Below are 22,569 nucleotides of genomic sequence, written 5' to 3' on the forward strand. Positions count from 1 at the left end.
TCGCGGGGCAGCGGCCGAGGAGTTCCTCATGCTCTTACAACGCATTTTTGCCGCTGTGCTGTTGCTGGCCTGCGCCGGCCTGGCGCTGATGGCGTGGCCGTACCAGGCGGCCTTTTCCTACGAACCGGTCGGCCCGCGCGCGTTTCCCTTGCTGATGCTCGGCCTGATGGGGCTGGCGCTGCTGTACATGGTGTTCCGCCCGGCGCCCATCAAGCACAGCGAAGACGAACCGCCGCTGGACCGCGAAACCCTGACCAAGATCGGCATCTGCGTGCTGTTGCTGCTGGTGTTCGCCGGGCTGTTCGAGCCGCTGGGCTTCATTCTCAGCAGCATTCTCATCGGCATTCCGATGGCACGCCTGTACGGCGGTCGCTGGCTGCCGAGCATCGTGGTGACGACGCTGATGGCCATCGGTCTGTACCTGCTGTTCGACCGTTTGATGGATGTGCCGCTGCCCCTGGGCCTGCTCGACGTACTGGAGAACTGATATGGATACCCTCGGTTATTTGGGCCAGGGCTTCGGCGTCGCGCTGAGCCCGTACAACCTGGTCACGGCGCTGACCGGCACGCTGATCGGCACCGTCGTCGGCCTGCTGCCGGGCCTCGGCCCGATCAACGGCGTGGCACTGCTGATTCCGATCGCCTTCGCCCTCGGCCTGCCGCCGGAATCGGCGCTGATCCTGCTGGCAGCGGTGTACCTGGGCTGCGAATACGGCGGGCGGATCAGCTCGATCCTGCTCAACATCCCGGGCGAAGCCTCGACCGTGATGACCACCCTCGACGGCTACCCGATGGCGCGCCAGGGGCTTGCCGGCGTGGCGTTGTCGCTGTCGGCGTGGAGTTCGTTCATCGGTGCGTTCATCGCCACCTGCGGCATGGTGCTGTTCGCCCCGCTGCTGGCGAAATGGGCGATTGCCTTCGGCCCGGCGGAATACTTCGTGCTGATGGTGTTCGCGATTGTCTGCCTCGGCGGCATGGCCGGCGACCGTCCACTGAAGACGTTTATTGCGGCGCTGATCGGCCTGTTCCTGTCGAGCGTCGGCATCGACGCCAACAGCGGCGTATACCGCTTCACGGGCGACAACATTCACCTCACCGACGGCATTCAGTTCGTGGTGCTGGTGCTGGGCCTGTTCTCGATCAGTGAAATCCTCCTGCTGCTGGAGAAAACCCATCGCGGCCAGGAGGCGGTAAAAGCCACCGGGCGGATGATGTTCAACGTCAAGGAAGCGGCGTCGGTGTTCGTGGTGAACATCCGTTGCGGCCTGCTCGGCTTCATCATGGGCGTGCTGCCGGGTGCCGGTGCGACGCTGGCCAGTGCCGTGGCCTACATGACCGAAAAACGCCTCGCCGGTGCCGGCGGCAAATTCGGTCAGGGTGACGCCCGTGGCCTCGCCGCTCCAGAGACCGCCATCGGCGCGTCGGCCTGTGGTGCCCTGGTGCCGATGCTGACCCTCGGCGTTCCCGGCTCGGGGACGACAGCGGTGATGATCGGTGCCCTGTCGCTGTACAACATCACCCCGGGGCCGCTGCTGTTCCAGCAGCAACCGGACATCGTCTGGGGCCTGATCGCCTCGCTGTTCATCGCCAACATCATGCTGGTGATCCTGAACATCCCGATGATCCGTATCTTCACCCGCATCCTCGCCGTGCCGAACTGGGCGCTGGTGCCGGTGATCGCGATCATCACCGGGATCGGCGTCTACGCCGTGCACGCGACCACGTTCGACCTGTTCCTGATGGTCGGCATCGGTATCTTCGGCTACATCCTGCGCAAGCTGGATTTCCCGCTGTCGCCGGTGCTGCTGGGGTTCATCCTCGGTGGCCTGATGGAGCAGAACCTGCGCCGCGCGCTGTCGATCTCCAACGGTGCGCTGGACATCCTCTGGTCGAGCCCGATCACCTTCGGCGTCTGGGTGCTGACCGCGATCATGCTGCTGATGCCGCTGCTGCGCATCTGGCGCAAACGCTCGGTCGCCCGGCGCGCCATTGCCGATGTCTGATCGCTCGTTCGGAACTTGGTGGGGAACCCCGCTGGTCGGTCTGCTTGGCGGCTTCGTCGCCAGCCAGATCGGCTGGCCGCTGCCGTGGATGGTCGGCTCGTTGCTGGCGATCATCCTGGTGCGTTGCCTGACCCCGTGGCAGTTGACCGAGATTCCTGGCGGGCGCAAGTGCGGCCAGTGGATCGTCGGCATCGGCATCGGCCTGCACTTCACCCCGCTGGTGATGGAGCAGGTGCTGAGCCACTTCGGGCTGATTTTCTTCGGCGCGCTGGTCACCAGCCTGTCGGCGGTGGTCGGCGTATGGCTGATGCGCCGCACCGGCGAAGATCGCGCCACGGCGTTTTTTTCGAGCATGCCCGGCGGTTCAGGGGAGATGGTCAATCTCGGCGCGCGCAACGGTGCACAGCTCAGCCACGTCGCTGCCGGGCAAAGCCTGCGGGTGCTGGTGGTGGTGCTGTGTGTGCCGGCGGCGTTCAAGTATCTGCTCGGCGACGGCACGCCGATCGCCCACGCCGGCAGCGTCGACTGGCGCTGGCTGGCCATTCTGTTCCCGGCGGGCGCCCTCCTCGCCTGGATCTGGCAGCGTTTGCGTCAGCCCAACCCGTGGCTGTTCGGGCCGCTGCTGGTGAGCGCGGCGGTGAGCATCGGCTATGACTTGCACATCGGCCTGCCCAACGGCGGCAGCCAGATCGGCCAGTGGCTGATCGGCAGCGGTCTGGGTTGCCACTTCAATCGCCAGTTCTTCCGCCGTGCGCCGTCGTTCATGGGCCGGACTTTGATCGGCACGGCGCTGACCATGCTGATCGCCAGCCTGGCGGCGCTGGGCCTGAGCGCGCTGACCCACCTCGATCTGCGCTCGCTGACCCTGGGCATGATGCCCGGCGGCATCGCCGAAATGAGCCTGACGGCGGAAACCCTGCAACTGTCGGTGCCGCTGGTGACCGCAATGCAGGTGATGCGCTTGCTGTTCGTGCTGTTTCTGGCGGAACCGTTGTTCAAGTATTGGGACAGGACCGCCGAGCGTTAACACGTCATCGTCAATCTGAAAAAAAGGCCCCGGCGCAGATCATGCAACGGGGCCTTTCTTTTATTGACCGATCGGCGAGATCTTGAAGTTGCCCAGATAGACTTCTACCAATTCGCCGGTGCTTTCCCGGCGCGCCACGAAGCGAAAGTCCGAGGCGTCGAATCGGGTCGAGGCGTGCGTTTTTAACCAAAAGCCGAGATTTTGAAATTGCCCAGGAACACTTCCACCTGTTTTCCCAAGCCTTCGCTTTCAGCCACGAAACGGAATTCCGAGGCCTCGAACGTGGCTGTCGCGAAGTTCGTGGTGAGTTTTATTTCGCCCCGAATGGCGTAGTAGAACTCGATCCCCTCCCCCGCATCGACGTAATAGCGCACGGCAATACCCGATGGACCGAGCGGATAGGTGCCATTGGCGGTGCCCGCCTTGATCTCGAAGGTGATCCCGCTGTAGTAGCCGGGTTCTTGCACGACAGCGTGCACACTGTAGGTTTCCGGATCATCGGAATAGACCCCCACTTGCCAGGCGTCGAAGGTGCTGCGCGGATCCTCCGGAGGAAAGCGGCGGGTTTTCGCGAAGAGGTGGCCGGCGCCTTTGGGCAGGGCCTTGATTTGCTCCAGTGTCAGCTCTGGCATGACGAGTCTCCCTTTCTCTGATGACCCGGCACGCGTGGGTGCGTGCGGGCATTTGATTAAGCGAGGGCGTCGCCAGGCTGTCTACTGTCAGAAATAACAGGTTGCCGCCACCTTCAGACGAACGGCAGATCGTCCCGTGGCCTACTTGTCGAACAGGATTGCCGTGGACGTTTACACGACCGGCGGCAAGCGCCACTCGATCGGCGTCTCGCCATTCTGCTCAAGGAACTTGTTGGTGCGGCTGAAGTGCCCGCACCCGAGAAACCCGCGGTAGGCCGACAGCGGCGAGGGGTGCACCGAGGTCAGCACCAGGTGCTTGGTGGCGTCGATCAGCTTCTGTTTGCTCTGCGCATGGGCGCCCCACAGCATGAACACCAGGTGCGGTTGATGGCGGCTGACCACTTCGATGATGCGGTCGGTGAAGAACTGCCAGCCCTTGTCCTTGTGCGCATTGGCGTTGGCGCGTTCGACGGTCATGGTGGTATTGAGCATCAACACGCCCTGATCGGCCCAGCTCTGCAGGTAGCCGTGATTGGGGATATCGATATTGAGGTCGCGTTTGAGCTCTTTATAGATGTTGACCAGCGACGGCGGCGTCGGCACGCCCGGTTGCACCGAGAAGCACAGGCCATGGGCCTGGCCCGGGCCGTGGTAAGGATCCTGGCCGAGGATGACCACTTTCACCTTGTCCAGCGGCGTGGAATTCAGCGCATTGAAAATCAGCGGGCCCGGCGGATAGATCTCCTTGCCGGCCGCCCGTTCCTGCTGGAGAAAATTGCGCAACTCTGCCATGTAGGGCTGGTCGAACTCAGCACGCAGTGCCTCCTTCCAGCTCGGTTCGAGTTTGATACGGTCGTCAGCAGTCATGGTCATACCCGGCAAAAACAGTGGGGCGAACCCTAGGAAACCCGCTCCGGCTTGTCAATTGATCTGACACAGATCCGGCACTTTCCCACATAGCGATCATACTGATCGTTCAAATTCCCACTCGAGGTCACGATGAATCTGCACTTCGAAGAACTCACCGGCACCGACGGCGCGCGTCTCGGCGTGGCCAGCCTGGATGCTGAAAAGTCGCTGAACGCCCTGTCGCTGCCGATGATCCACGCCCTGCGCGACAAACTGGATGCCTGGGCGAAAGATCCGCAAATCGTCTGCGTGCTGCTGCGTGGCAACGGCGCCAAGGCGTTCTGCGCCGGCGGCGAAGTGCGCAGCCTGGTCGAGGCCTGTCGCGCCCATCCGGGCGAAGTGCCGCCGCTCGCCGCGCAATTTTTCAACGCTGAATACCGTCTCGACTACAGCCTGCATAACTACCCGAAACCGCTGATCTGCTGGGGGCACGGCTACGTGCTCGGCGGTGGCATGGGCCTGTTGCAAGGCGCGAGCACGCGGATCGTCACGCCGAGCAGCCGCCTGGCGATGCCGGAAATCAGTATCGGTCTGTACCCGGACGTCGGCGCCAGCTGGTTCCTCGCGCGCCTGCCCGGCAAGCTCGGCTTGTTTCTCGGCCTGACCGGCGCGCACCTGAACGGGCGCGACGCACTCGACCTCGATCTGGCCGACCGTTTCCTGCTCGACGAACAGCAGCAGGAACTGATCGACGGTCTGCTGCAATTGAACTGGCAGGAACAGACCGCGATGCAGCTCAACAGCCTGCTCAAGGCCCTCCAGCAGGAAGCAGTGGCCCAAATGCCGGCAGCGCAATGGTTGCCGCGGCGTGCGCAGATCGACGAACTGCTCGATGTCAGCGACGTGACCTGTGCCTGGAAAGCCATCAGCCTGCAACGCGACAGCAGCGATGCGCTGCTTGCCCGCGCGGCACGAACCATGAGCGAAGGTTCACCGCTGACCGCGCACCTGGTCTGGGAACAGATCCATCGCGCGCGACACCTGTCGCTGGCCGAGGTGTTCCAGATGGAATACACCCTGAGCCTCAACTGCTGCCGCCATCCGGAGTTCAGCGAAGGGGTACGCGCGCGCTTGATCGACAAGGACCAGAAGCCGCACTGGCACTGGCCGGACATCGCCCGGGTGCCGGACGCGGTGGTCGAGGCGCACTTTCACAAGGTCTGGGAAGGGCGACATCCGCTGGCGGATCTGTCGGCCTACTGAAATCGCAGGCAAAAAAAAGCGGCGCTCGATGCGCCGCTTTTCTGTAGGCGGTTACCAGCGATTGCCGCGACCGTTGTGGTCGCCACGACCGCTGTGGCGGTCATAGTTGCCACGGCCCCGGTGGTCATCCCAACCACCGCCGCGGTGGCCGTCCCAGCGGCCGCGGTCATTGCCGTGCCAGCGACGGCTCTCGTAGTAGCGCGGCGCCGGTTGGTAGTAACGAGGCGCCGAATAGTAACGCGGTGCCGGTTGGTAATAGCGCGGTGCTGGCTGGTAGTAGCGCGGCGCTGAATAGTAGCTGCTGCCGCCGGTGTAGTAGGTGCCACCGCTGTAATACGAAGGTGCCTGCGATGTGTAGACCTCTGAGCTGTAGTAGCCATCTCCGTAGGAATAAGGGACGCATCCGCCAAGGGAAAAAAGCATCACGGTAAACAGAAGAATTCGGCGATACATGGCGGCCTCCTGGACCGCGGGTAGCCACACCAGCGACGCTGGCAGGCGTCAGTCTTTTATTCGGCGACTGACGAAATATCTGACAGCGTTTTCGGAATCTGGTGCGTTTCTGCAACAAGTTGAAACAAGTGATTAATGAAACCTTGTTCATCCGTCCACGCCGTCATTCAGCCGCTGATTAGTGGTGACCACCGTGATATCCGCCGCCGTGATAACCGCGTCCGTAGCCGCCACGATAGCCGTGCCCGCCGTAGTAGTAATAACGAGCACCCCCGTAGTAGCGCGGGCCGTAATAGCCGCCGTAGTAATAAGGCGAGTAGTAACCGGGATAGTAATAGGTGGCGGGATAGGCATCGTAACTGGCGCCGTAGTAGTAACAACCGGACAGCCCCAGACCGAGCACTGCTCCCAGCAGCACCCGACGCAGCATGTTTGCAATACGCATGACGGCCTCCTGAAAGACCTGCGACAGCAGTCGGCACAGACCGGCTGACAAAAGATTTGACTGGCAAAACCAGGCCGAGTGCCAATTCCGCCCGGCCTTCGGATCAGCGGCGTGTGGCGCTGCATGACGGTGCAACCGCGCACCAACACAAAGCGCCGCCTGCACCTGCGCGCCTTGCACGACGCCAGCAAAGCGCGGCCCAGAGGGCTCGACGAGACTTGGCACGGCTCTCGCTTTAGCAACCCCGTGCAGGAGTCATCACAGGTTCGCGGCACCACAATTTGCAATGGCTGACTAGGGTTCCGGCTCGCATGCGCGAGTGACTGGTCCGAGAGTTGGCGACCTCCAGTTGAGGTTACACGGCGGGACAAAAGCCCGGGAGACAAGCCACCGTTCACGGTGCCGCTGCCGTCCTGTCCGCCCTCGATCAACTGGAGAATCCGCCATGTCCCGACTACGTTTGCCCACCCTCCTCGCCGCCGCTTTCGCCGCGTTGCTCAGCACGCAATCCCAGGCTGCGCAGAAAGACCATTTCAGCGTCTGCTGGACGATCTACGCCGGCTGGATGCCGTGGGAGTATGCCGGCAGCCAGGGCATCGTCGACAAATGGGCGAAGAAGTACGGTATCAGGATCGACGTGGTCCAGCTCAATGACTACGTCGAATCGATCAACCAATACACCGCCGGCCAGTTCGACGGCTGCACCATGACCAACATGGATGCCCTGACCATTCCCGCCGCCGGCGGCGTCGACAGCACCGCGCTGATCGTCAGCGATTTCTCCAACGGCAACGACGGCATCGTCCTCAAGGGTCAAGGCAAGACCGTCGCCGATCTCAAGGGCATGGACGTCAATCTGGTCGAGCTGTCGGTGTCGCACTACCTGCTGGCCCGCGCGCTGGATTCGGTGGACCTGACCGAGAAAGACCTGAAAGTGGTCAACACTTCCGACGCCGACATCTCGGCGGCCTTCAACACCGAACAGGTCAACGCCGTCACGACCTGGAACCCGATGCTCTCCGACATCAAGGCCAAACCGGGCGTGACCGAAGTGTTCAACTCCAGCCAGATCCCCGGCGAAATCATGGACATGATGGTGGTCAACAGCGCCACCCTCAAAGACAACCCGGCCCTGGGCAAAGCGCTGACCGGCGCCTGGTTCGAAGTGGTCGCGCTGATGAACGCCAACAACGCCGCGAGCAAAGCCGCGCTGGAGCACATGGCCAAGGCCTCGGGCACCGACCTGGGCGGCTTCCACGCGCAACTGGACACGACCAAACTTTTTGCCACGCCGCAGCAGGCCCTGGCCTTCGCCACCAGCCAGCAATTGCCGGAAACCATGCGCAAGGTCGCCGAGTTCTCCTTCCAGCACGGTTTGCTCGGCGAAGGCGCCAAGGACACCAGCGCGGTGGGCATGGCCTTCGCCAACGGCGTGACCAGCGGCGACACCGGCAACCTCAAGCTGCGTTTCGATCCGACCTACGTGCAGATGGCCGCCGACGCCAAGCTGTAAGCCACGGAGGATTTGGCCATGCGCCTGATCAATCGCTACCCGGATCGGCCGAGTCGCCTGCTGCTGGTGATCCTGCCATTCGCCCTGCTGCTGTTCGCCTACTTCCTGGGCTCGGCCGAGCGCCTGGCGGACAACCCCAACGACAAACTGCTGCCCAGCGCGGTGCAGATGAGCGACGCGGTGAAACGCCTGGCCTTCAATACCGACAGCCGCACCGGTGAATACCTGCTGTGGCAGGACACCGCGGCGAGCCTGCAGCGCCTGGCCATCGGCCTCGGCATCGCGGCGCTGGCCGGGCTGTGCCTGGGCATCGCCGCCGGGACGCTGCCGCTGTTCGGCGCACCGCTGTCGCCATTGCTGACGGTGCTATCGATGGTACCGCCACTGGCAATCCTGCCGATTCTGTTCATCGTTTTCGGCCTGGGGGAATTGTCGAAAATCATGCTGATCGTCATCGGCATCACCCCGGCGCTGGCCCGCGACCTGGAACAGCGCGCGCGGGAAATTCCCGTCGAACTGCTGATCAAGGCGCAGACCCTCGGCGCCTCGACCTGGACGCTGATGCTGCGCGTGGTGTTGCCGCAATTGCTGCCACGCTTGCTGATCGCGTTGCGGCTGATGCTCGGTTCGGCGTGGCTGTTCCTCATTGCCGCCGAAGCGATCGCCTCCACCGACGGGCTCGGCTACCGGATTTTCCTCGTGCGCCGTTACCTGGCAATGGACGTGATCCTGCCCTACGTGGTGTGGATCACCCTGCTCGCCTGGCTGATGGATTGGGGCCTCAAGCACCTGACCCGGCGCGCGTTTCCCTGGTATGCGGGGGCGGCCAAATGAGCTTTATCACGGTGAGCAACGTCTGGCAGCAATACGCCGGGCAAGTCGTGCTCGAGGGCCTGAACCTGAGCGTCGACGAAGGTGAGTTCTGCACCCTGGTCGGCGCCTCCGGTTGTGGCAAGTCGACCTTCCTGCGCCTGCTGCTGGGCCAGGAAAGCGCCAGCCGCGGGACGATTCTGCTCGACGGCCAGCCCCTGGCCAGCGAACCGGACGCCAGCCGTGGCGTGGTGTTTCAGCGCTACTCGGTGTTCCCGCACCTGAGCGTGCTCGACAACGTCGCCATCGGCCTCGAATTGCCGCACGCGCCGCTGCTCGGGCGCCTGTTCGGCAGCGCCAGACGCGAGGCCCGCGAGCAGGCTGCGGCGCTGCTGCACAAGGTCGGCCTCGGCCATGCGCTGGACAAGTACCCGGCGCAGCTCTCCGGCGGCATGCAACAGCGCCTGGCGATTGCCCAGGCGCTGATCATGAAACCGCGCGTGCTGCTGCTCGACGAACCGTTCGGCGCCCTCGATCCGGGTATCCGCAAGGACATGCACGCCTTGCTCCTGGAGCTGTGGCGCGAGACGCAACTGACGGTGTTCATGGTCACCCATGACCTGGCCGAAGGCTTCAGCCTCGGCACCCGTCTGCTGGTGTTCGACAAGGTCCGTCTCGACCCGCACGCCCCCGGCGCCTATGGCGCCCGCATCACCTACGACATCCCTTTGAACAGCGACCGCCGTACCCGCCGCGCCGTCGTCGACGCCCTGCCCGCCGCACTGGCCGGCACCCTACGCATTGCCTGAGAGGACGCTCCAATGACCGATTCGACCCTTGTGTTTGCGCCCTTCGCCGAAGAAACCCTGCCCGGCGGCGGCCACCGTTCGTTCGTGCTCAAGCGCGGCCAGTTGCTGCGCCTGACCGACCTGCGCGGCGGCGCCAACGTCAGCCTGACCCTGCTCAACGCCAACGAGAAAACCGAGCGCCTGAACCTGCCCGACAGCCTCAAGTGCCAACACACCGCCAAGCTCACCGCCGGCCACTGCCTGTACTCCGACATGGGCCGGGTGCTGGCGGCAATCACCGCCGACACCTGCGGCTGGAGCGACAGCCTCGGCGGTGTGCTGTGTGCCGAAGAAGTCGCGCAAAAATACGGCCAGGGCCGCTATCAGGAGCTGCGCAACGGCTTCTTCCGCAACGGCACCGACAACCTGCTGGTGGAACTCGGCAAGTGGGGGCTGGGCCTGTCCGAGCTGCTGATGACCCTCAACCTGTTCAGCCGCGTCAACGTCGACGAAAGCGGTCGCTTGCACTTCGTCGAAGGCCATTCCAGGGCCGGCGACTACATCGAGTTGTACGCACCGATGGACACCCTCGTCGTCCTCACCGCCCTGCAACACCCCATGGACCCGGCGCCGACGTACGCGCCAAAACCGCTGAAGCTGAGCTGGATGCACGCCGACCCGAGCGTCGCCGAGCACTGCCGCACCTCGCGCCCGGAGAACGAGCGCGGCTTCATCAACACCGACCGTCTGTTCGCCTGAGGATCGCTGCCATGTCACTCGCCATCGCTACCCCCGCTGCTGCCGTCGACCGTCAACCAGAATCCGCCGTCTACCGCGCCACCATCCCTGCCGGCGAACCCTGGCTGATGGAGGTCAAGGCCGGCCAGACCCTGCGCATCCTCGACCTGGAAGGCAACCAGGCCGTCGACACCCTGTTCTACAGCGTCGCCAATCCCCGCGAGCGCTACGACGTGCAGCGCACGTTGCGCCGGCAGAACAGCGTGTACCTGAGCAGCGGCAGCGTGCTGTATTCCAACCTCGGCCGACCGATGCTGACCCTCATCGCCGACACCTGCGGCCGTCACGACACCCTCGGCGGCGCCTGCGCCCAGGAAAGCAACACCGTGCGCTACGCCCTGGAAAAACGCTACATGCACAGCTGCCGCGACAACTACCTGCGCGCCTGCGTGCACGACGGGCGCCTGGGCAAAGGCGACATCGGCCCGAACATCAATTTCTTCATGAACGTGCCGGTGACCGCCGACGGCGGGCTGACGTTCGCCGACGGCATTTCCGCGCCGGGCAAGTACGTCGACCTGCGTGCCGAGATGGACGTGATCGTGCTGATCTCCAACTGCCCGCAACTGAACAACCCGTGCAACGCCTACAACCCGACCCCTGCGGAGCTGCTGGTATGGAACTGAAAATGGTGCGCTTGCGTCGCTGGTTGTTCGCCCTGTGCCAGGCGCGTTCGGGGCAGTGCCTGAAAAAATAAGACCCCTACGGTTTTTCCCCTGTGGGAGCGAGCCTGCTCGCGATAGCGGCGTATCAGGCGACCTCACGGCGGGATGTGCCGACGCCATCGCGAGCGGGCTCGCTCCCACAAGGAGCCAACGATGGTTTGAAGAGCGTTTCCCGCCAGGGACGACCCCGGCGCTGATCGAAAAACTGCGGGACGGCCCGCATCCCCTCCAGGGGTTATGCCATGTTCGAAAAAGTCCTGATTGCCAACCGTGGCGCCATTGCCTGCCGCATTCTGCGCACCCTGCGCGACCTGCACGTCAACGGCGTGGCGGTGTACTCCGAAGCCGACGCCGCCAGCCTGCACATCCTGCAAGCGGATGAAGCCCACAGCCTCGGTGAAGGCGCGGCGGCCGGTACGTATCTCGCGGTCGAGAAAATCCTCGCCATCGCCAAAACCACTGGCGCCACGGCGATCCATCCCGGCTACGGCTTCCTCTCGGAAAACGCCGCGTTCGCCGAAGCCTGCGAAGCCGCCGACATCGCGTTCATCGGCCCGACGCCGGAGCAACTGCGCGTGTTTGGCCTCAAGCACACCGCTCGGGCCCTGGCCAGACAACACGGCGTGCCGATGCTCGAAGGCACCGAACTGCTCGACAGCCTCGACGCCGCGCTGAAGGCCGCTGAACAGATCGGTTACCCGGTGATGCTCAAGAGCACTGCCGGCGGTGGCGGCATCGGCATGCGGGTGTGCCGCGACGCGGCGCAGCTGGGCGAGTCCTTCGACGCGGTGCAGCGCCTCGGCCAGAACAATTTCAGCGACGCCGGTGTGTTCATCGAGAAGTACATCGAGCGCGCCCGGCACCTGGAAGTGCAGGTGTTCGGCGACGGTCACGGCGAGGTTATCGCCCTTGGCGTGCGCGACTGCTCGGTGCAACGGCGCAACCAGAAAGTCCTTGAGGAAACCCCGGCGCCCAACCTGCCCGACGGCATGGCCGAGGCCCTGTGCGCGGCGGCGATCAAACTGGCGAAAGCGGTGGACTACCGCAGCGCCGGCACCGTCGAATTCGTCTTCGACAGCGACGCCGGACGCTTCTATTTTCTCGAGGTGAACACGCGCCTGCAGGTCGAGCACGGCGTCACCGAGCAGGTCTGGGGCGTCGACCTGGTGCGCTGGATGATCGAACTGGCGGCCGGCGACCTGCCGCCGCTGAGCGAACTGCGCCAGGGCCTGCACCCCGAAGGCCACGCAATTCAGGCGCGGGTGTATGCGGAGGATCCTGGTCGCGATTTCCAGCCCAGCCCGGGCCTGTTGACGGCGGTGCAGTTTCCACCGGCCGACGGCATGCAGTTGCGCATCGACACCTGGGTCGAGGCCGGATGCGAGATCCCACCGTACTTCGATCCGTTGATCGCCAAAGTCATCACCTGGGCGCCGACCCGCGAGGAGGCGCGCGCCGACCTGCATCAGGCTCTCGGCGCCAGCGTGCTGTACGGCGTGGAGACCAATCGCGATTACCTGCGGCAGATTCTGCTCGACGCGCCGTTCGCCAGCGGTGCGCCGTGGACTCGCTGCCTGGAAGGCCTGGTGTACCGCGCCAATACTTGCGAAGTGCTGAGTGCCGGCACGCAGACCAGCGTCCAGGACTACCCCGGCCGTCTCGGCTACTGGGCGGTCGGCGTGCCCCCCTCGGGGCCGATGGACAGTCGCGCGCTGCGCCTGGGTAATCGCCTGCTGGGCAACGCCGAAGGCGCCGCGGCCCTGGAAATCACCATGACCGGGCCGCTGCTGCGCTTCAATTGCGAAGCCGTGGTGGCGGTGACCGGCGCGCCCATCGCCCTCACCCTCGACGGCGCTACCCAGCCGATGAACACCGCGCTGCTGATCCCGGCTGGCGGCCAGTTGCATCTGGGCAGCCTCAACGGCGCCGGTGCTCGCAGCTACCTGTGCCTGCGCGGCGGCGTGCAGGTGCCGGACTATCTGGGCAGCAAGAGCACCTTCACCCTCGGTCAGTTCGGCGGCCATGGCGGGCGTGCCCTGCGTGCCGGTGATGTGCTGCACATCGCGGCGCTGACCGAGCGCAGCGCGGGCCAGACCCTGGCCCCGGAGCACACCCGCGAGCTGCCGGCGTTGCGCCGGATCCGGGTGATCTACGGCCCGCACGGCGCCCCCGAATACTTCAGCGAAAACTACATCGACACCTTCTTCGCCACCCACTGGGAAGTGCACTTCAACTCCAGCCGCACCGGCATACGCCTGATCGGACCGAAGCCGCAATGGGTGCGCGCCGATGGCGGCGAGGCCGGGCTGCACCCGTCGAACATCCACGACAACCCCTACGCCATCGGCGCGGTGGATTTCACCGGTGACATGCCGGTGATCCTCGGCCCGGACGGCCCCAGTCTCGGCGGCTTCGTCTGCCCGGTGACCGTCATCGAGGCGGACCTCTGGCAGCTTGGGCAGCTGAAGGCTGGCGACAGGATCCAGTTCGTCGCCGTCGAACTCGACACGGCGCGCCAACTCGCCCGGAAATGGGATACCGGTGACAGCTGGCTCGCCAGCGATGAGGCCCAGCCAGCCAGCGCAGCAACTGCATCGCTGGCGGGTCGGCTGCCACAGGGTCTGGTTTCGCCGGTGGTTCTGCAGTTGGGTCAGGGTGACAGGCGCCTGGTCGCGCGAGTGTCCGGCGATACCCACCTGCTGCTGGAAATCGGCGCGCCGGAACTGGATCTGGTCCTGCGCTTTCGCGCCCATGCGCTGATGCAGGCCCTGGAGGCCAAGACCCTGCCAGGTGTCATCGACCTGACGCCGGGCATCCGCTCGCTGCAGATCCACTACCAGCCCGAACAACTGCCGCTGGCCGACCTGCTCGGCATCGTCGCCGGCGAGTGGGACGCCGTGTGCGCCGCCCAGGACCTGCAAGTGCCGTCGCGCATCGTTCACCTGCCGCTGTCCTGGGACGATCCGGCCTGTCAGTTGGCGATCGAGAAATACATGACCACCGTGCGCAAGGACGCGCCGTGGTGCCCGAGCAACCTGGAGTTCATCCGCCGCATCAACGACCTGCCGAACCTCGACGAAGTGCAGCGCACGGTGTTCGCTGCCAGCTATCTGGTGATGGGCCTCGGTGACGTCTACCTCGGCGCGCCGGTGGCCACGCCGCTCGATCCGCGTCATCGCCTGGTGACCACCAAGTACAACCCGGCGCGCACCTGGACCGCGGAAAACTCGGTGGGCATCGGCGGTGCCTACCTGTGTGTCTACGGCATGGAAGGGCCCGGTGGTTATCAGTTTGTCGGGCGTACCTTGCAGATGTGGAACCGCTATCGCGAGGTCGCGGCATTCGAAGGCAAACCGTGGCTGCTGCGGTTTTTCGACCAGATCCGTTTCTACCCGGTCAGCGCCGCAGAACTGCTGCGCATCCGCCGCGATTTCCCCCTCGGCCGCTTTGACCTGAACATCGAGCACAGCCAGCTCAACCTCGCCGATTACCAGGCCTTTCTCCAGCGGGAAGCCGAGAGCATCGGCGCCTTCCGCGCACAGCAGCAAGGCGCCTTCCAGGCCGAGCGCGAACGCTGGATCGCCAGTGGCCAGGCGCATTTCGCCAGCGAAGAAGCCGTGCCGGACAGCGGCGCAGAGGCAGCGCTGGCCAGCGATCAACAGAGCGTCGACAGCCACCTTGCCGGCAACCTCTGGCAGGTGCAGGTCGAGGTCGGCAGCCGGGTGGCGGCCGGCGATGTGCTGGTGATCCTGGAGTCGATGAAGATGGAAATCCCCGTGCTCGCACCGATGGCCGGGGTGGTGCAAGAGATTCGCGTGCAGCCGGGTTCGGCGGTGCGTGCCGGACAACGAGTCGTGGTGCTGCAACTCGACTGAAGCCATTTGCCAAAGGATCAATCCATGAATCTGCAACTCGATACCCTGCGCCAGGCTTACCGCAATGGCGACACCACCCCGCGCCAGTTGCTGCTGGCGCTGCGCGCCAAGGCCGCCGCACTGAACCCGGACTATCACCTGTTCATCCACCTGCTCAGCGTCGAGGAACTCGAGCCTTACCTGGCCGCACTCGACGGTCGAGATCTCGACAGTCTGCCGCTGTACGGCGTGCCGTTCGCGATCAAGGACAACATCGACCTCGCCGGCATCCCGACCACCGCCGCGTGCCCGGCGTTCGCCTATGTGCCGCAGCGCTCGGCGACCATCGTCGAGCAACTGTTGGCGCTGGGGGCGATTCCGCTGGGCAAGACCAACCTCGATCAGTTCGCTACCGGCCTCAACGGCAGCCGCTCGCCGTACGGCGCTTGCCCGAACAGCGTGCTGGCGGAATATCCGTCCGGCGGTTCGAGCGCCGGTTCGTCACTGGCGGTGGCGCTCGGCGTCGCCAGTTTTGCCCTCGGCACCGACACCGCCGGCTCCGGCCGGGTGCCGGCGGCGCTGAACAACCTGGTCGGGCTGAAGGCCAGCAAAGGCCTGATTTCCACCGCGGGGGTGCTGCCGGCCTGTCGTACGCTGGATTGCGTCACCACGTTCACCGCGACCGCGCGCGAAGCCAGTCAGTTGCTGGCGCTGACCGCGCGCCTCGACCCACGGGACGAGTACAGCCGCGCCAATCCATCATGGAACGACGGCTCCGCGTTCGGTGCGCCACGGCCGTTGCGCTTCGGCGTGCCGCGCGCGCAGGACCTGGAATTCTTCGGTTGTGAGGAAGGCCCGCTGCTGTTCGGCGAGGCCATCGCCCGGCTCAAGGCTGCGGGGGGTGAAGCGGTCGAGCTGGACCTGTCGCCGTTCCTCGAAGCCGCGCGACTCCTGTATGAAGGACCGTGGGTCGCGGAGCGTTACAGCGTGGCCGGCGAATTAATCGAGGAACATCCCGCAGCGGTACTGCCGGTGATCCGCGCGGTGCTGGCAAAAGCGCCGGCGGTCAGTGGCGTGCAGACGTTCCGCGCGCAGTATCGCCTGCAAGCGCTGAAAGCCGTTTGCGATCAAGCCCTGGAAGGACTCGACTGCGTCCTCACGCCGACCATCGGCCGCCCGGTGACGCTGGCGGAGCTCGACGCCGAACCGCTGCTGCGCAATGCCGAACTGGGCTATTACACCAACTTCATGAACCTGCTGGATTACGCCGCCGTCGCCGTGCCGAGCGGGTTCATGGCCAACGGTTTGCCGTGGGGCGTGACGCTGTTCGGCCGGGCGTTCACCGATCAGTATTTGCTCGGAGTGGCGGATGCCTTGCAGCGCCAGCAGGATCCTACGCTGGCGCCGCCGACCACCGTGGCGCGCAACGACCGTGCGCGGCTGGTGGTATGCGGTGCGCACCTGGACGGCCTGGCGTTGAACTGGCAGCTGCGCCAGCGTGGCGCGCGCCTGATCGAGGCCACCCACAGTTCCAGGGACTACAAACTCTACGCCCTGGCCGGTGGCCCGCCGTTGCGCCCGGGCATGCTGCGCGTGGCGGACGGCGGCGTGGCGATTGCGCTGGAGGTCTGGGAGTTGCCGAGCAGCGAACTCGGCTCGTTCCTCAGCGGCATTCCCGCGCCGCTGGGCCTGGGCAAGGTGCAACTGGCGGATGGCCGTTGGGAGAGCGGCTTCATCTGCGAACCCTATGGCCTCGAGGGTGCGCTCGACATCAGCCATCTGGGCGGGTGGCGGGCGTACCTGCACAGCCGCGGTTGATCGGCGATCCAGCCCCCTCGTTGCGCGCGGGGGCTGTTGACGCGGTCATGGCCGCGGCGCCCCTTCCCAGGCAAATCCCCCCGCATTTCAGGCACAAATCCCGCAGTCTTTTCCGCGCCGTGCCACTAGAATGCTGCCAATCGGGTCACTGCCAACGGAACCGCCAATGCCGCTCAGATCTGCGCTGTACTCGCAACGCTCGCTGGTCCTGACCCTCGTCGCCCTGCTCGGCGCCGGTTTCCTCGCCACTTCGCTGCTCAGCTACTACGCCTCGCGGGCGTCGATCCGCGACAGCATCGTCAACACCGAACTGCCGCTGACCTCCGACACGGTGTACTCGGAAATCCAGAAAGACCTGGTCAGACCGATCCTGATTTCCTCGATGATGTCCCGCGACACTTTCATGCGCGACTGGGTGGTGAACGGCGAGCAGGACCCGGTGCAGATGACCCGCTACCTCGACGAAGTCATGACCCATTACGGCGCCTACACCGCGTTCTTCGTCTCCAACAGCACCCTCACCTACTACCACGCCAAGGGTGTGCTCAAGCGGGTGAAAATCGACGAGCCGCGCGACGCCTGGTACTTCCGCGTACGTGACATGAAAGACCCGTACGAGATCAACGTCGATCCGGACCTGGCCAACCAGGACAACATGACCTTCTTCATCAACTACAAGGTCTTCGACTACCACGACCGCTTCATCGGCGCCGCCGGCGTGGGGCTGACGGTGGATGCGGTGATCAAGTTGATCGACAAATACCAGCAGCGCTACCAGCGCAGCGTGTACTTCGTCGACACCTTCGGTCGCCTGGTGCTGACCGGTGCGGAGGGCGGCCCGGAAGGTGCCCGCCCCGGAAAAAGCCTGAATGACCTCGACAGCATGAAAAGCCTGGTCAGCCAGTTGCCCAAGCCGCACACCGGCAGCTACGAATATTCCGCCCACGGCCAGGGCCATTTCCTCAACGTGCGCTTCATTCCGGAACTGAACTGGTACCTGTTCGTCGACAAACGCGAGGACGGCGCGCTGAGCGACATCCGCCAGTCGCTGTACCTCAACCTGCTGATCTGCCTGCTGGTGACACTGATCGTGCTGGCCCTGCTCAACCGGGTGATCCGCCGCTATCAGGAAAAGCTCCACACCCAGGCCACCCTCGACAGCCTCACCGAACTGCCCAACCGCCGCGGCTTCGATCTGCTTGCCGCGCAGGCCCTGCATGAAGCGCAGCGCGAACCGAAACCGCTGACGGCGCTGCTGCTGGACCTGGATCACTTCAAGGCCCTCAACGATACCTACGGGCACATGGCCGGCGACCAGGTGCTGATCGGCTTCGCCCGCGACCTGCAAAGCTGTCTGCGTCATTCCGACATTGTCTGTCGCTGGGGCGGTGAGGAATTTATCGTTCTGTTGAAGGACACCGACGGCCAGACCGGTCAGAAAATTGCCGAGAAGATCCGTCACCACATCGAACAGCAACGCTATGCCTACAACGGTGACAGCCTGAATCTGACCGTCAGCATCGGCGCCACCACCCTGCAACGCGATGACACCTTGCACAGCCTGCTGTCCCGGGCCGATCATGCGATGTACCGGGCCAAACACACCGGCCGCAACCGCACCTGCGTGGAAATGCCCCAATCGAGCTATGCCTGAAGCGATGAACCGACCTGACCTCTGCCCGGCCTGTGGCGCCCGCAACGACTGCACCCTGGCCGACCCGCGCACCGCCGACCGCGCCTGCTGGTGCTACGGCGTGAGCATCGACCCGGCGGTCCTCGAAGCGCTGCCGGTGCAACTGCGCAACAAGGCCTGTCTGTGCCCGCGCTGCGCCCAGGTCGAGGCACAGCTGCAAGCAGCAAAACGGCCGATCGCGTAAGATGCGCGGCCCTTTGCCTGCCGATGGCTGACCATGCGTGTCGACCGCTTCCTGAGTAACCTGCCCCGCTACAACCGTCAGCAGGTTCGCCTGTTGCTGGTGGAAAAGCGCGTGCGCATTGACGGAAAAGTCGTCACCGACCCTCACAGCGCTGTGCTGGAATTCAGCCGCGTCGAGGTCGACGACCTGCTGCTGCAGGCCGGCAAACCGGCGCGCTACTTCATGCTGCACAAGCCACCGGGCTGCGTCAGCGCCACTCGCGATCCGCAGCACCCCACCGTGCTCGACCTGCTCGACGAACCGCACAAGGACGACCTGCACATCGCCGGGCGCTTGGATTTCAACACCACCGGGCTGATGCTCATCACCAACGATGGGGCCTGGTCGCGGCGCCTGACCCAGCCGCAGACCAAACTGCCGAAGGTCTACTACGTCGAAACCGAACAGGACATCGGCGCGGACTATGCGCGCACCTTCGCCGCGGGCCTGTACTTCGCGTTCGAAGACCTGACCACGCAACCGGCACAGCTGCAAGTGCTCGGCCCGCGCACGGCGCGGCTGAGCATCGTCGAGGGCCGCTACCATCAGGTCAAGCGCATGTTCGGCCACTTCAACAACAAAGTGCTGCGCCTGCACCGCGAATCCATGGGTCCGCTGCACCTGGATAACGCGCTAAAACCGGGCGAGTACCGCGCTTTGCGCACCGAAGAGATTCATTTGTTCTAAGCCGGCGACCGCTCAGCAGAAGTTGTCGAACAATTTGCCAAAGGCACTTGCGCGATCCCCCTGCCCCTGCTTGAATCAGGACGTCGGCCAGATTGTGACCGATGAGTCACACATAACTTCTAAGAAACTTTTTGCCGGTAGACAGCCCTTCAGGGCTGCGCCTCAGCCGGCAGACTGCCCGCCAATAACAATACCCGTCGACCTGCCGTAACGGATCGACATGGGCCTGCACATTCCAGGCGTATGCCTACCTGTCACAAAGCTCGTGCAATCTCTGGTTGCGCGCATACCCGCTTGCTTGCCAGGAGTCTTATGACATGAGGCCAGAAATCGCTGTGCTGGATATACAGGGTCAGTATCGGGTTTACACGGAGTTCTATCGCGCAGACGCCGCAGAAAAGACCATCATCCTGGTCAACGGCTCGCTGGCCACGACTGCGTCGTTTGCTCAAACCGTGAAGAATCTGCACCCGCAATTCAACGTGGTCTGCTACGACCAGCCCTACGCGGGCAAGTCGAAGGCGCACAACCGCCACGAGAAACCACTGACCAAGGAAATCGAAGGGCAGATCCTCCTGGAGCTGATCGACCACTTCGCCGCCGAACACGTGCTGTCGTTCTCCTGGGGCGGCGCCGCGACCCTGGTCGCCCTCGCGCACCAGCCACGGCGTATCGAAAAAGCCGTGATCAGCTCGTTCTCGCCGGTGATCAACGCGCACATGCTCGATTACCTCGAGCGCGGCGTCGACTACCTCGGCAGCCGCGATGGCGACCGCGTCGGGCACCTGGTCAACAGCACCATCGGCAAGCACTTGCCGTCGCTGTTCAAACGCTTCAACTATCGCCACGTCAGCAGCCTGGCCGAGCACGAGTACGGGCAGATGCACTTTCACATCAACGACGTGCTGCACAGCGACCGCCAGTGCTACCTGAATGCGGCGAAGAAAATCAACGTACCGGTGCTGTTTCTCAACGGCGAATGGGACGAATACACCGCCGCCGAAGACGCGCGCCTGTTTGGCAACCATGTGGCACAGAGCACGTTCACCACGCTGCAGGCGACCGGGCACTTTCTCGACATGGAACACAAGGCCGCCTGCCGCGACAGCCAGAACGCCCTGCTCGGCTTCCTGAAACCGGCGCCGGAGACCAGCCGAACGCGTTATCAGTTTGTTCAGGAGCACCATGCACTGGCCATTTGAAACAGTGTCATCGCGAGCAGGCCGGCGCCGCTGAGATTCATCGTCTGCGCCCCGCCCGGCCTGCCCGCGACTGACCGCGTCCGCGCCCGTATCAACGCCGCACCGCCATCGCCCGGAAAAGAAAACTTCAAATCCGTGGCCGAGTCTGGTACAAAGTCAGCCGCTCAGAGCGGGTGTCGTATAATGGCATTACTCCAGCTTCCCAAGCTGATAACGAGGGTTCTTATTGGACACGCCACTTTAGTGCACCGTCGAGGCAAGAAAAGCGGGTATAGTTGAATGGTACAACTATTGCTTCCCAAGCAATCGGTGAGGGTTCGATTCCCTCTACCCGCTCCACCTTCGAGCCAGTGTTTCCGGGCCTTCCAGGGGATTCCCCCTCAATCAGAAAGTCTTAGGAAGCCTCGTAGCAGTCCCTAGATTCAAGCTCCCCAGCCCCCCCCTAGAGTCACCAAAATTTGGTGCACCGTCGGCGCCGTCCAGAATGGCGCATCGACAGACCATAGCCCTCCTCGGGTCACCCAATAAACCCCAAAAAGCTCATTTCCGTACCAAGCCTGGATCGCCAACCAGCCCATCATCGTGCGTCCCAGAATGCCCGCTGAATGCCGTCTTGAAAGTCGACCCAGAATTTTCGAAAGGGAGTGAACGGAATGGCAAGCCCTCCCCCTCAAAAAACACCTGGACATCGACAGAGCTCCAAACGATCACCAGCATCTATTCCAACGTTCAGTCGTTTTCAACTCTCAGTCGCGCATCCGACCATGATCAAGATCTGGCTCCTAACCACGCTCACGCTCACGTTGGCGGTAGCGCTTTACAAACGTGGATTCGATCAATTCTTCAATTTTTAGCCCAAGCCCGCAGTTTACCAACGAAGCCATAGAACTATCGGTCAGCGAAAAATCGTTGGGAATAAGGCCGATATTCTCCTCCCTGTTCTTATTAAGTTCCTCTTCAAACGCTTTCAAGAAGTCAGCCAAGCCAGGGCGGCGAGCTTCAGTTGCTGCACTTGCAGCGGAGTCACTTGAGACTGTTGCTGCATTGGCTGCATTCACACCAATCTGCGCCACCACCTTAGTTATGGACGGCCAGTATTTGAGATCATATTGATAGGTCAAGTTATCCAACTTCTTCTTCAGGTAAGACCTGAAAAGCCCATTATCCTCAGAAGCATCCTCAACGACATCCATAATGTGGTAGTAGGTATCACTACTAAAACTGGACATCTCTTTAACCTCGGTGCGCCGCGACCGCAACTCCGAAAGCAGCTCTGAAACTTTTGCTATTCGCGCATTCAATTCAGTCAGCCTCTCCCTATCCTCACGAGCTTCTTTGATCTTTCCTGGATTCCAGGAGTACACCGTGGCGGTGAAAACATCGAAGAATGACTTCAGCGCCCTGGGTTGCTCAGCCAGCGCGGCATGCAGCTCGACGTAGGCATCAGCAAGCTCAGTGGTGCGTCCCAGCAGACTCTCGATGATTGGATTGATACTGCGCCAGGTACCGTGCTCCTCATTATATTTGAAGTCTTCACGCAATATGTTTTCACACACCTCGATTGCAGTGGTACGAACTTTAATATCCATTTCAAAACCTCAATTAATTGATAATCCGATGATAAGGGTTCCGCCATAAGGTGTCGGTACCTATCCGAAACAAAACTTCATCGTTATGGATACCCTCAGCGCGATCCATCCACCATCATGGCCGGCCAGAGTATCAAGCCGAAACCTAACCCGAAGTGACAGATGATCAACCAGCGCCCCTGTCCAAATAATTCGGCAACCGCTAATCCCACTCACCGCCCCCCGCTGCTAAATGAGCTTTACTTTACAACCCAGTA

Annotated in this window: 20 protein-coding genes, 1 tRNA gene and 1 riboswitch; of the genes, 16 read left to right on the forward strand and 5 right to left on the reverse strand. The window is 63.3% G+C overall.

The window, feature by feature from the left end; all coding sequences use genetic code 11:
* Positions 1-28 precede the first annotated feature (28 nt).
* From QRN70_RS08705 to QRN70_RS08715, 3 genes are read left to right on the forward strand one after another with little or no spacing between them, the layout of a single operon-like run.
* Positions 29-487: a tripartite tricarboxylate transporter TctB family protein gene (locus QRN70_RS08705; RefSeq protein WP_285417048.1), complete on the forward strand. Its 459-nt coding sequence runs from the start codon at positions 29-31 to the stop codon at positions 485-487.
* Between the two features lies 1 nt (position 488).
* Positions 489-2,003, forward strand: coding sequence for a tripartite tricarboxylate transporter permease (locus tag QRN70_RS08710; RefSeq protein ID WP_285417050.1), 1,515 nt, complete (start codon positions 489-491; stop codon positions 2,001-2,003).
* A complete protein-coding gene (locus tag QRN70_RS08715; RefSeq protein ID WP_285417051.1) occupies positions 1,996-3,030 on the forward strand; it encodes an AbrB family transcriptional regulator in 1,035 nt (344 codons plus the stop codon). Before QRN70_RS08710 ends, QRN70_RS08715 begins: the two co-directional genes overlap by 8 nt.
* Positions 3,031-3,212: 182 nt before the next feature.
* On the opposite strand, the gene QRN70_RS08720 is transcribed toward QRN70_RS08715, so the two are convergent.
* Positions 3,213-3,662, reverse strand: a complete 450-nt coding sequence (locus QRN70_RS08720; protein ID WP_285417052.1) for a hypothetical protein — start codon at positions 3,660-3,662, stop codon at positions 3,213-3,215.
* A gap of 171 nt (positions 3,663-3,833) precedes the next feature.
* Entirely contained in the window at positions 3,834-4,529 is a 696-nt protein-coding gene (ung, locus tag QRN70_RS08725; RefSeq protein ID WP_285417054.1) for a uracil-DNA glycosylase, read from the reverse strand.
* Positions 4,530-4,661: 132 nt separating this feature from the next.
* Between ung and dspII the strand changes: the two genes are divergently transcribed.
* Positions 4,662-5,774, forward strand: a complete 1,113-nt coding sequence (gene dspII / locus QRN70_RS08730) for an enoyl-CoA hydratase/isomerase DspII (protein WP_285417055.1) — start codon at positions 4,662-4,664, stop codon at positions 5,772-5,774.
* 51 nt (positions 5,775-5,825) lie between these two features.
* Here dspII and QRN70_RS08735 read toward each other — a convergent pair whose 3' ends face one another.
* Together QRN70_RS08735 and QRN70_RS08740 are read right to left on the reverse strand one after the other, a co-directional pair.
* The gene (locus tag QRN70_RS08735; protein ID WP_285417056.1) at positions 5,826-6,227 is read right to left on the reverse strand and encodes a hypothetical protein; all 402 of its coding nucleotides are present in this window, start codon (positions 6,225-6,227) and stop codon (positions 5,826-5,828) included.
* Positions 6,228-6,405: 178 nt separating this feature from the next.
* On the reverse strand, positions 6,406-6,672 hold the full coding sequence (locus tag QRN70_RS08740; RefSeq protein ID WP_285417057.1) for a hypothetical protein: 267 nt from the start codon (positions 6,670-6,672) through the stop codon (positions 6,406-6,408).
* 283 nt (positions 6,673-6,955) lie between these two features.
* Positions 6,956-7,056: riboswitch (guanidine-I (ykkC/yxkD leader) on the forward strand.
* A 61-nt stretch (positions 7,057-7,117) separates the two neighbouring features.
* Between QRN70_RS08740 and QRN70_RS08745 the strand changes: the two genes are divergently transcribed.
* The 12 genes from QRN70_RS08745 to QRN70_RS08800 all read left to right on the forward strand — a co-directional run bounded on the left by QRN70_RS08745 (position 7,118) and on the right by QRN70_RS08800 (position 21,062).
* Positions 7,118-8,185 carry a putative urea ABC transporter substrate-binding protein gene (locus tag QRN70_RS08745; RefSeq protein WP_285417058.1) on the forward strand — a complete coding sequence of 356 codons (1,068 nt, stop codon included), beginning with the start codon at positions 7,118-7,120 and terminating at the stop codon, positions 8,183-8,185.
* 18 nt (positions 8,186-8,203) lie between these two features.
* Complete coding sequence (locus QRN70_RS08750; RefSeq protein ID WP_285417059.1) at positions 8,204-9,019, forward strand: ABC transporter permease; 816 nt, start codon at positions 8,204-8,206, stop codon at positions 9,017-9,019.
* Complete coding sequence (locus QRN70_RS08755; RefSeq protein WP_285417060.1) at positions 9,016-9,804, forward strand: ABC transporter ATP-binding protein; 789 nt, start codon at positions 9,016-9,018, stop codon at positions 9,802-9,804. The genes QRN70_RS08750 and QRN70_RS08755 overlap by 4 nt, the downstream gene beginning before the upstream one ends.
* Positions 9,805-9,816: 12 nt before the next feature.
* Positions 9,817-10,542: an urea amidolyase associated protein UAAP1 gene (locus QRN70_RS08760; protein WP_285417062.1), complete on the forward strand. Its 726-nt coding sequence runs from the start codon at positions 9,817-9,819 to the stop codon at positions 10,540-10,542.
* A gap of 11 nt (positions 10,543-10,553) precedes the next feature.
* Positions 10,554-11,207, forward strand: a complete 654-nt coding sequence (locus QRN70_RS08765; protein WP_285417064.1) for an urea amidolyase associated protein UAAP2 — start codon at positions 10,554-10,556, stop codon at positions 11,205-11,207.
* A 281-nt stretch (positions 11,208-11,488) separates the two neighbouring features.
* Positions 11,489-15,121: an urea carboxylase gene (uca, locus tag QRN70_RS08770; RefSeq protein WP_285417066.1), complete on the forward strand. Its 3,633-nt coding sequence runs from the start codon at positions 11,489-11,491 to the stop codon at positions 15,119-15,121.
* A gap of 24 nt (positions 15,122-15,145) precedes the next feature.
* Positions 15,146-16,918, forward strand: a complete 1,773-nt coding sequence (atzF, locus tag QRN70_RS08775; RefSeq protein WP_285417068.1) for an allophanate hydrolase — start codon at positions 15,146-15,148, stop codon at positions 16,916-16,918.
* A 166-nt stretch (positions 16,919-17,084) separates the two neighbouring features.
* The gene (locus QRN70_RS08780; RefSeq protein WP_285417070.1) at positions 17,085-18,572 is read left to right on the forward strand and encodes a sensor domain-containing diguanylate cyclase; all 1,488 of its coding nucleotides are present in this window, start codon (positions 17,085-17,087) and stop codon (positions 18,570-18,572) included.
* Between the two features lie 4 nt (positions 18,573-18,576).
* Positions 18,577-18,795, forward strand: a complete 219-nt coding sequence (locus tag QRN70_RS08785) for a cysteine-rich CWC family protein (protein ID WP_285417072.1) — start codon at positions 18,577-18,579, stop codon at positions 18,793-18,795.
* Between the two features lie 33 nt (positions 18,796-18,828).
* Entirely contained in the window at positions 18,829-19,521 is a 693-nt protein-coding gene (locus QRN70_RS08790; RefSeq protein ID WP_285417073.1) for a pseudouridine synthase, read from the forward strand.
* A 317-nt stretch (positions 19,522-19,838) separates the two neighbouring features.
* Positions 19,839-20,723 carry an alpha/beta fold hydrolase gene (locus QRN70_RS08795; RefSeq protein ID WP_285417074.1) on the forward strand — a complete coding sequence of 295 codons (885 nt, stop codon included), beginning with the start codon at positions 19,839-19,841 and terminating at the stop codon, positions 20,721-20,723.
* Positions 20,724-20,988: 265 nt separating this feature from the next.
* A tRNA-Gly gene (locus QRN70_RS08800) sits at positions 20,989-21,062 on the forward strand.
* A gap of 443 nt (positions 21,063-21,505) precedes the next feature.
* Here QRN70_RS08800 and QRN70_RS08805 read toward each other — a convergent pair.
* Positions 21,506-22,312: a hypothetical protein gene (locus tag QRN70_RS08805; protein ID WP_285417075.1), complete on the reverse strand. Its 807-nt coding sequence runs from the start codon at positions 22,310-22,312 to the stop codon at positions 21,506-21,508.
* Positions 22,313-22,569: the final 257 nt, after the last annotated feature.

Origin of the sequence: Pseudomonas sp. efr-133-TYG-5 (genome assembly GCF_030209175.1) — a bacterium.
Classification (GTDB): Bacteria; Pseudomonadota; Gammaproteobacteria; order Pseudomonadales; family Pseudomonadaceae; genus Aquipseudomonas.

What these genes read in the sequence shown, in the direction of transcription:
- QRN70_RS08785 (WP_285417072.1), top strand. Translation starts at nt 18,577, where the DNA reads ATGAACCGACCTGACCTCTGCCCGGCCTGTGGCGCCCGCAACGACTGC.
- QRN70_RS08765 (WP_285417064.1), top strand. Translation starts at nt 10,554, where the DNA reads ATGTCACTCGCCATCGCTACCCCCGCTGCTGCCGTCGACCGTCAACCA.
- QRN70_RS08780 (WP_285417070.1), top strand. Translation starts at nt 17,085, where the DNA reads ATGCCGCTCAGATCTGCGCTGTACTCGCAACGCTCGCTGGTCCTGACC.
- QRN70_RS08710 (WP_285417050.1), top strand. Translation starts at nt 489, where the DNA reads ATGGATACCCTCGGTTATTTGGGCCAGGGCTTCGGCGTCGCGCTGAGC.
- ung (WP_285417054.1), bottom strand. Translation starts at nt 4,529, where the DNA reads ATGACTGCTGACGACCGTATCAAACTCGAACCGAGCTGGAAGGAGGCA.
- QRN70_RS08755 (WP_285417060.1), top strand. Translation starts at nt 9,016, where the DNA reads ATGAGCTTTATCACGGTGAGCAACGTCTGGCAGCAATACGCCGGGCAA.
- atzF (WP_285417068.1), top strand. Translation starts at nt 15,146, where the DNA reads ATGAATCTGCAACTCGATACCCTGCGCCAGGCTTACCGCAATGGCGAC.
- QRN70_RS08790 (WP_285417073.1), top strand. Translation starts at nt 18,829, where the DNA reads ATGCGTGTCGACCGCTTCCTGAGTAACCTGCCCCGCTACAACCGTCAG.
- QRN70_RS08740 (WP_285417057.1), bottom strand. Translation starts at nt 6,672, where the DNA reads ATGCGTATTGCAAACATGCTGCGTCGGGTGCTGCTGGGAGCAGTGCTC.
- QRN70_RS08735 (WP_285417056.1), bottom strand. Translation starts at nt 6,227, where the DNA reads ATGTATCGCCGAATTCTTCTGTTTACCGTGATGCTTTTTTCCCTTGGC.
- QRN70_RS08715 (WP_285417051.1), top strand. Translation starts at nt 1,996, where the DNA reads ATGTCTGATCGCTCGTTCGGAACTTGGTGGGGAACCCCGCTGGTCGGT.
- QRN70_RS08805 (WP_285417075.1), bottom strand. Translation starts at nt 22,312, where the DNA reads ATGGATATTAAAGTTCGTACCACTGCAATCGAGGTGTGTGAAAACATA.
- QRN70_RS08750 (WP_285417059.1), top strand. Translation starts at nt 8,204, where the DNA reads ATGCGCCTGATCAATCGCTACCCGGATCGGCCGAGTCGCCTGCTGCTG.
- uca (WP_285417066.1), top strand. Translation starts at nt 11,489, where the DNA reads ATGTTCGAAAAAGTCCTGATTGCCAACCGTGGCGCCATTGCCTGCCGC.
- QRN70_RS08720 (WP_285417052.1), bottom strand. Translation starts at nt 3,662, where the DNA reads ATGCCAGAGCTGACACTGGAGCAAATCAAGGCCCTGCCCAAAGGCGCC.
- QRN70_RS08795 (WP_285417074.1), top strand. Translation starts at nt 19,839, where the DNA reads ATGAGGCCAGAAATCGCTGTGCTGGATATACAGGGTCAGTATCGGGTT.
- QRN70_RS08760 (WP_285417062.1), top strand. Translation starts at nt 9,817, where the DNA reads ATGACCGATTCGACCCTTGTGTTTGCGCCCTTCGCCGAAGAAACCCTG.
- QRN70_RS08745 (WP_285417058.1), top strand. Translation starts at nt 7,118, where the DNA reads ATGTCCCGACTACGTTTGCCCACCCTCCTCGCCGCCGCTTTCGCCGCG.
- dspII (WP_285417055.1), top strand. Translation starts at nt 4,662, where the DNA reads ATGAATCTGCACTTCGAAGAACTCACCGGCACCGACGGCGCGCGTCTC.
- QRN70_RS08705 (WP_285417048.1), top strand. Translation starts at nt 29, where the DNA reads ATGCTCTTACAACGCATTTTTGCCGCTGTGCTGTTGCTGGCCTGCGCC.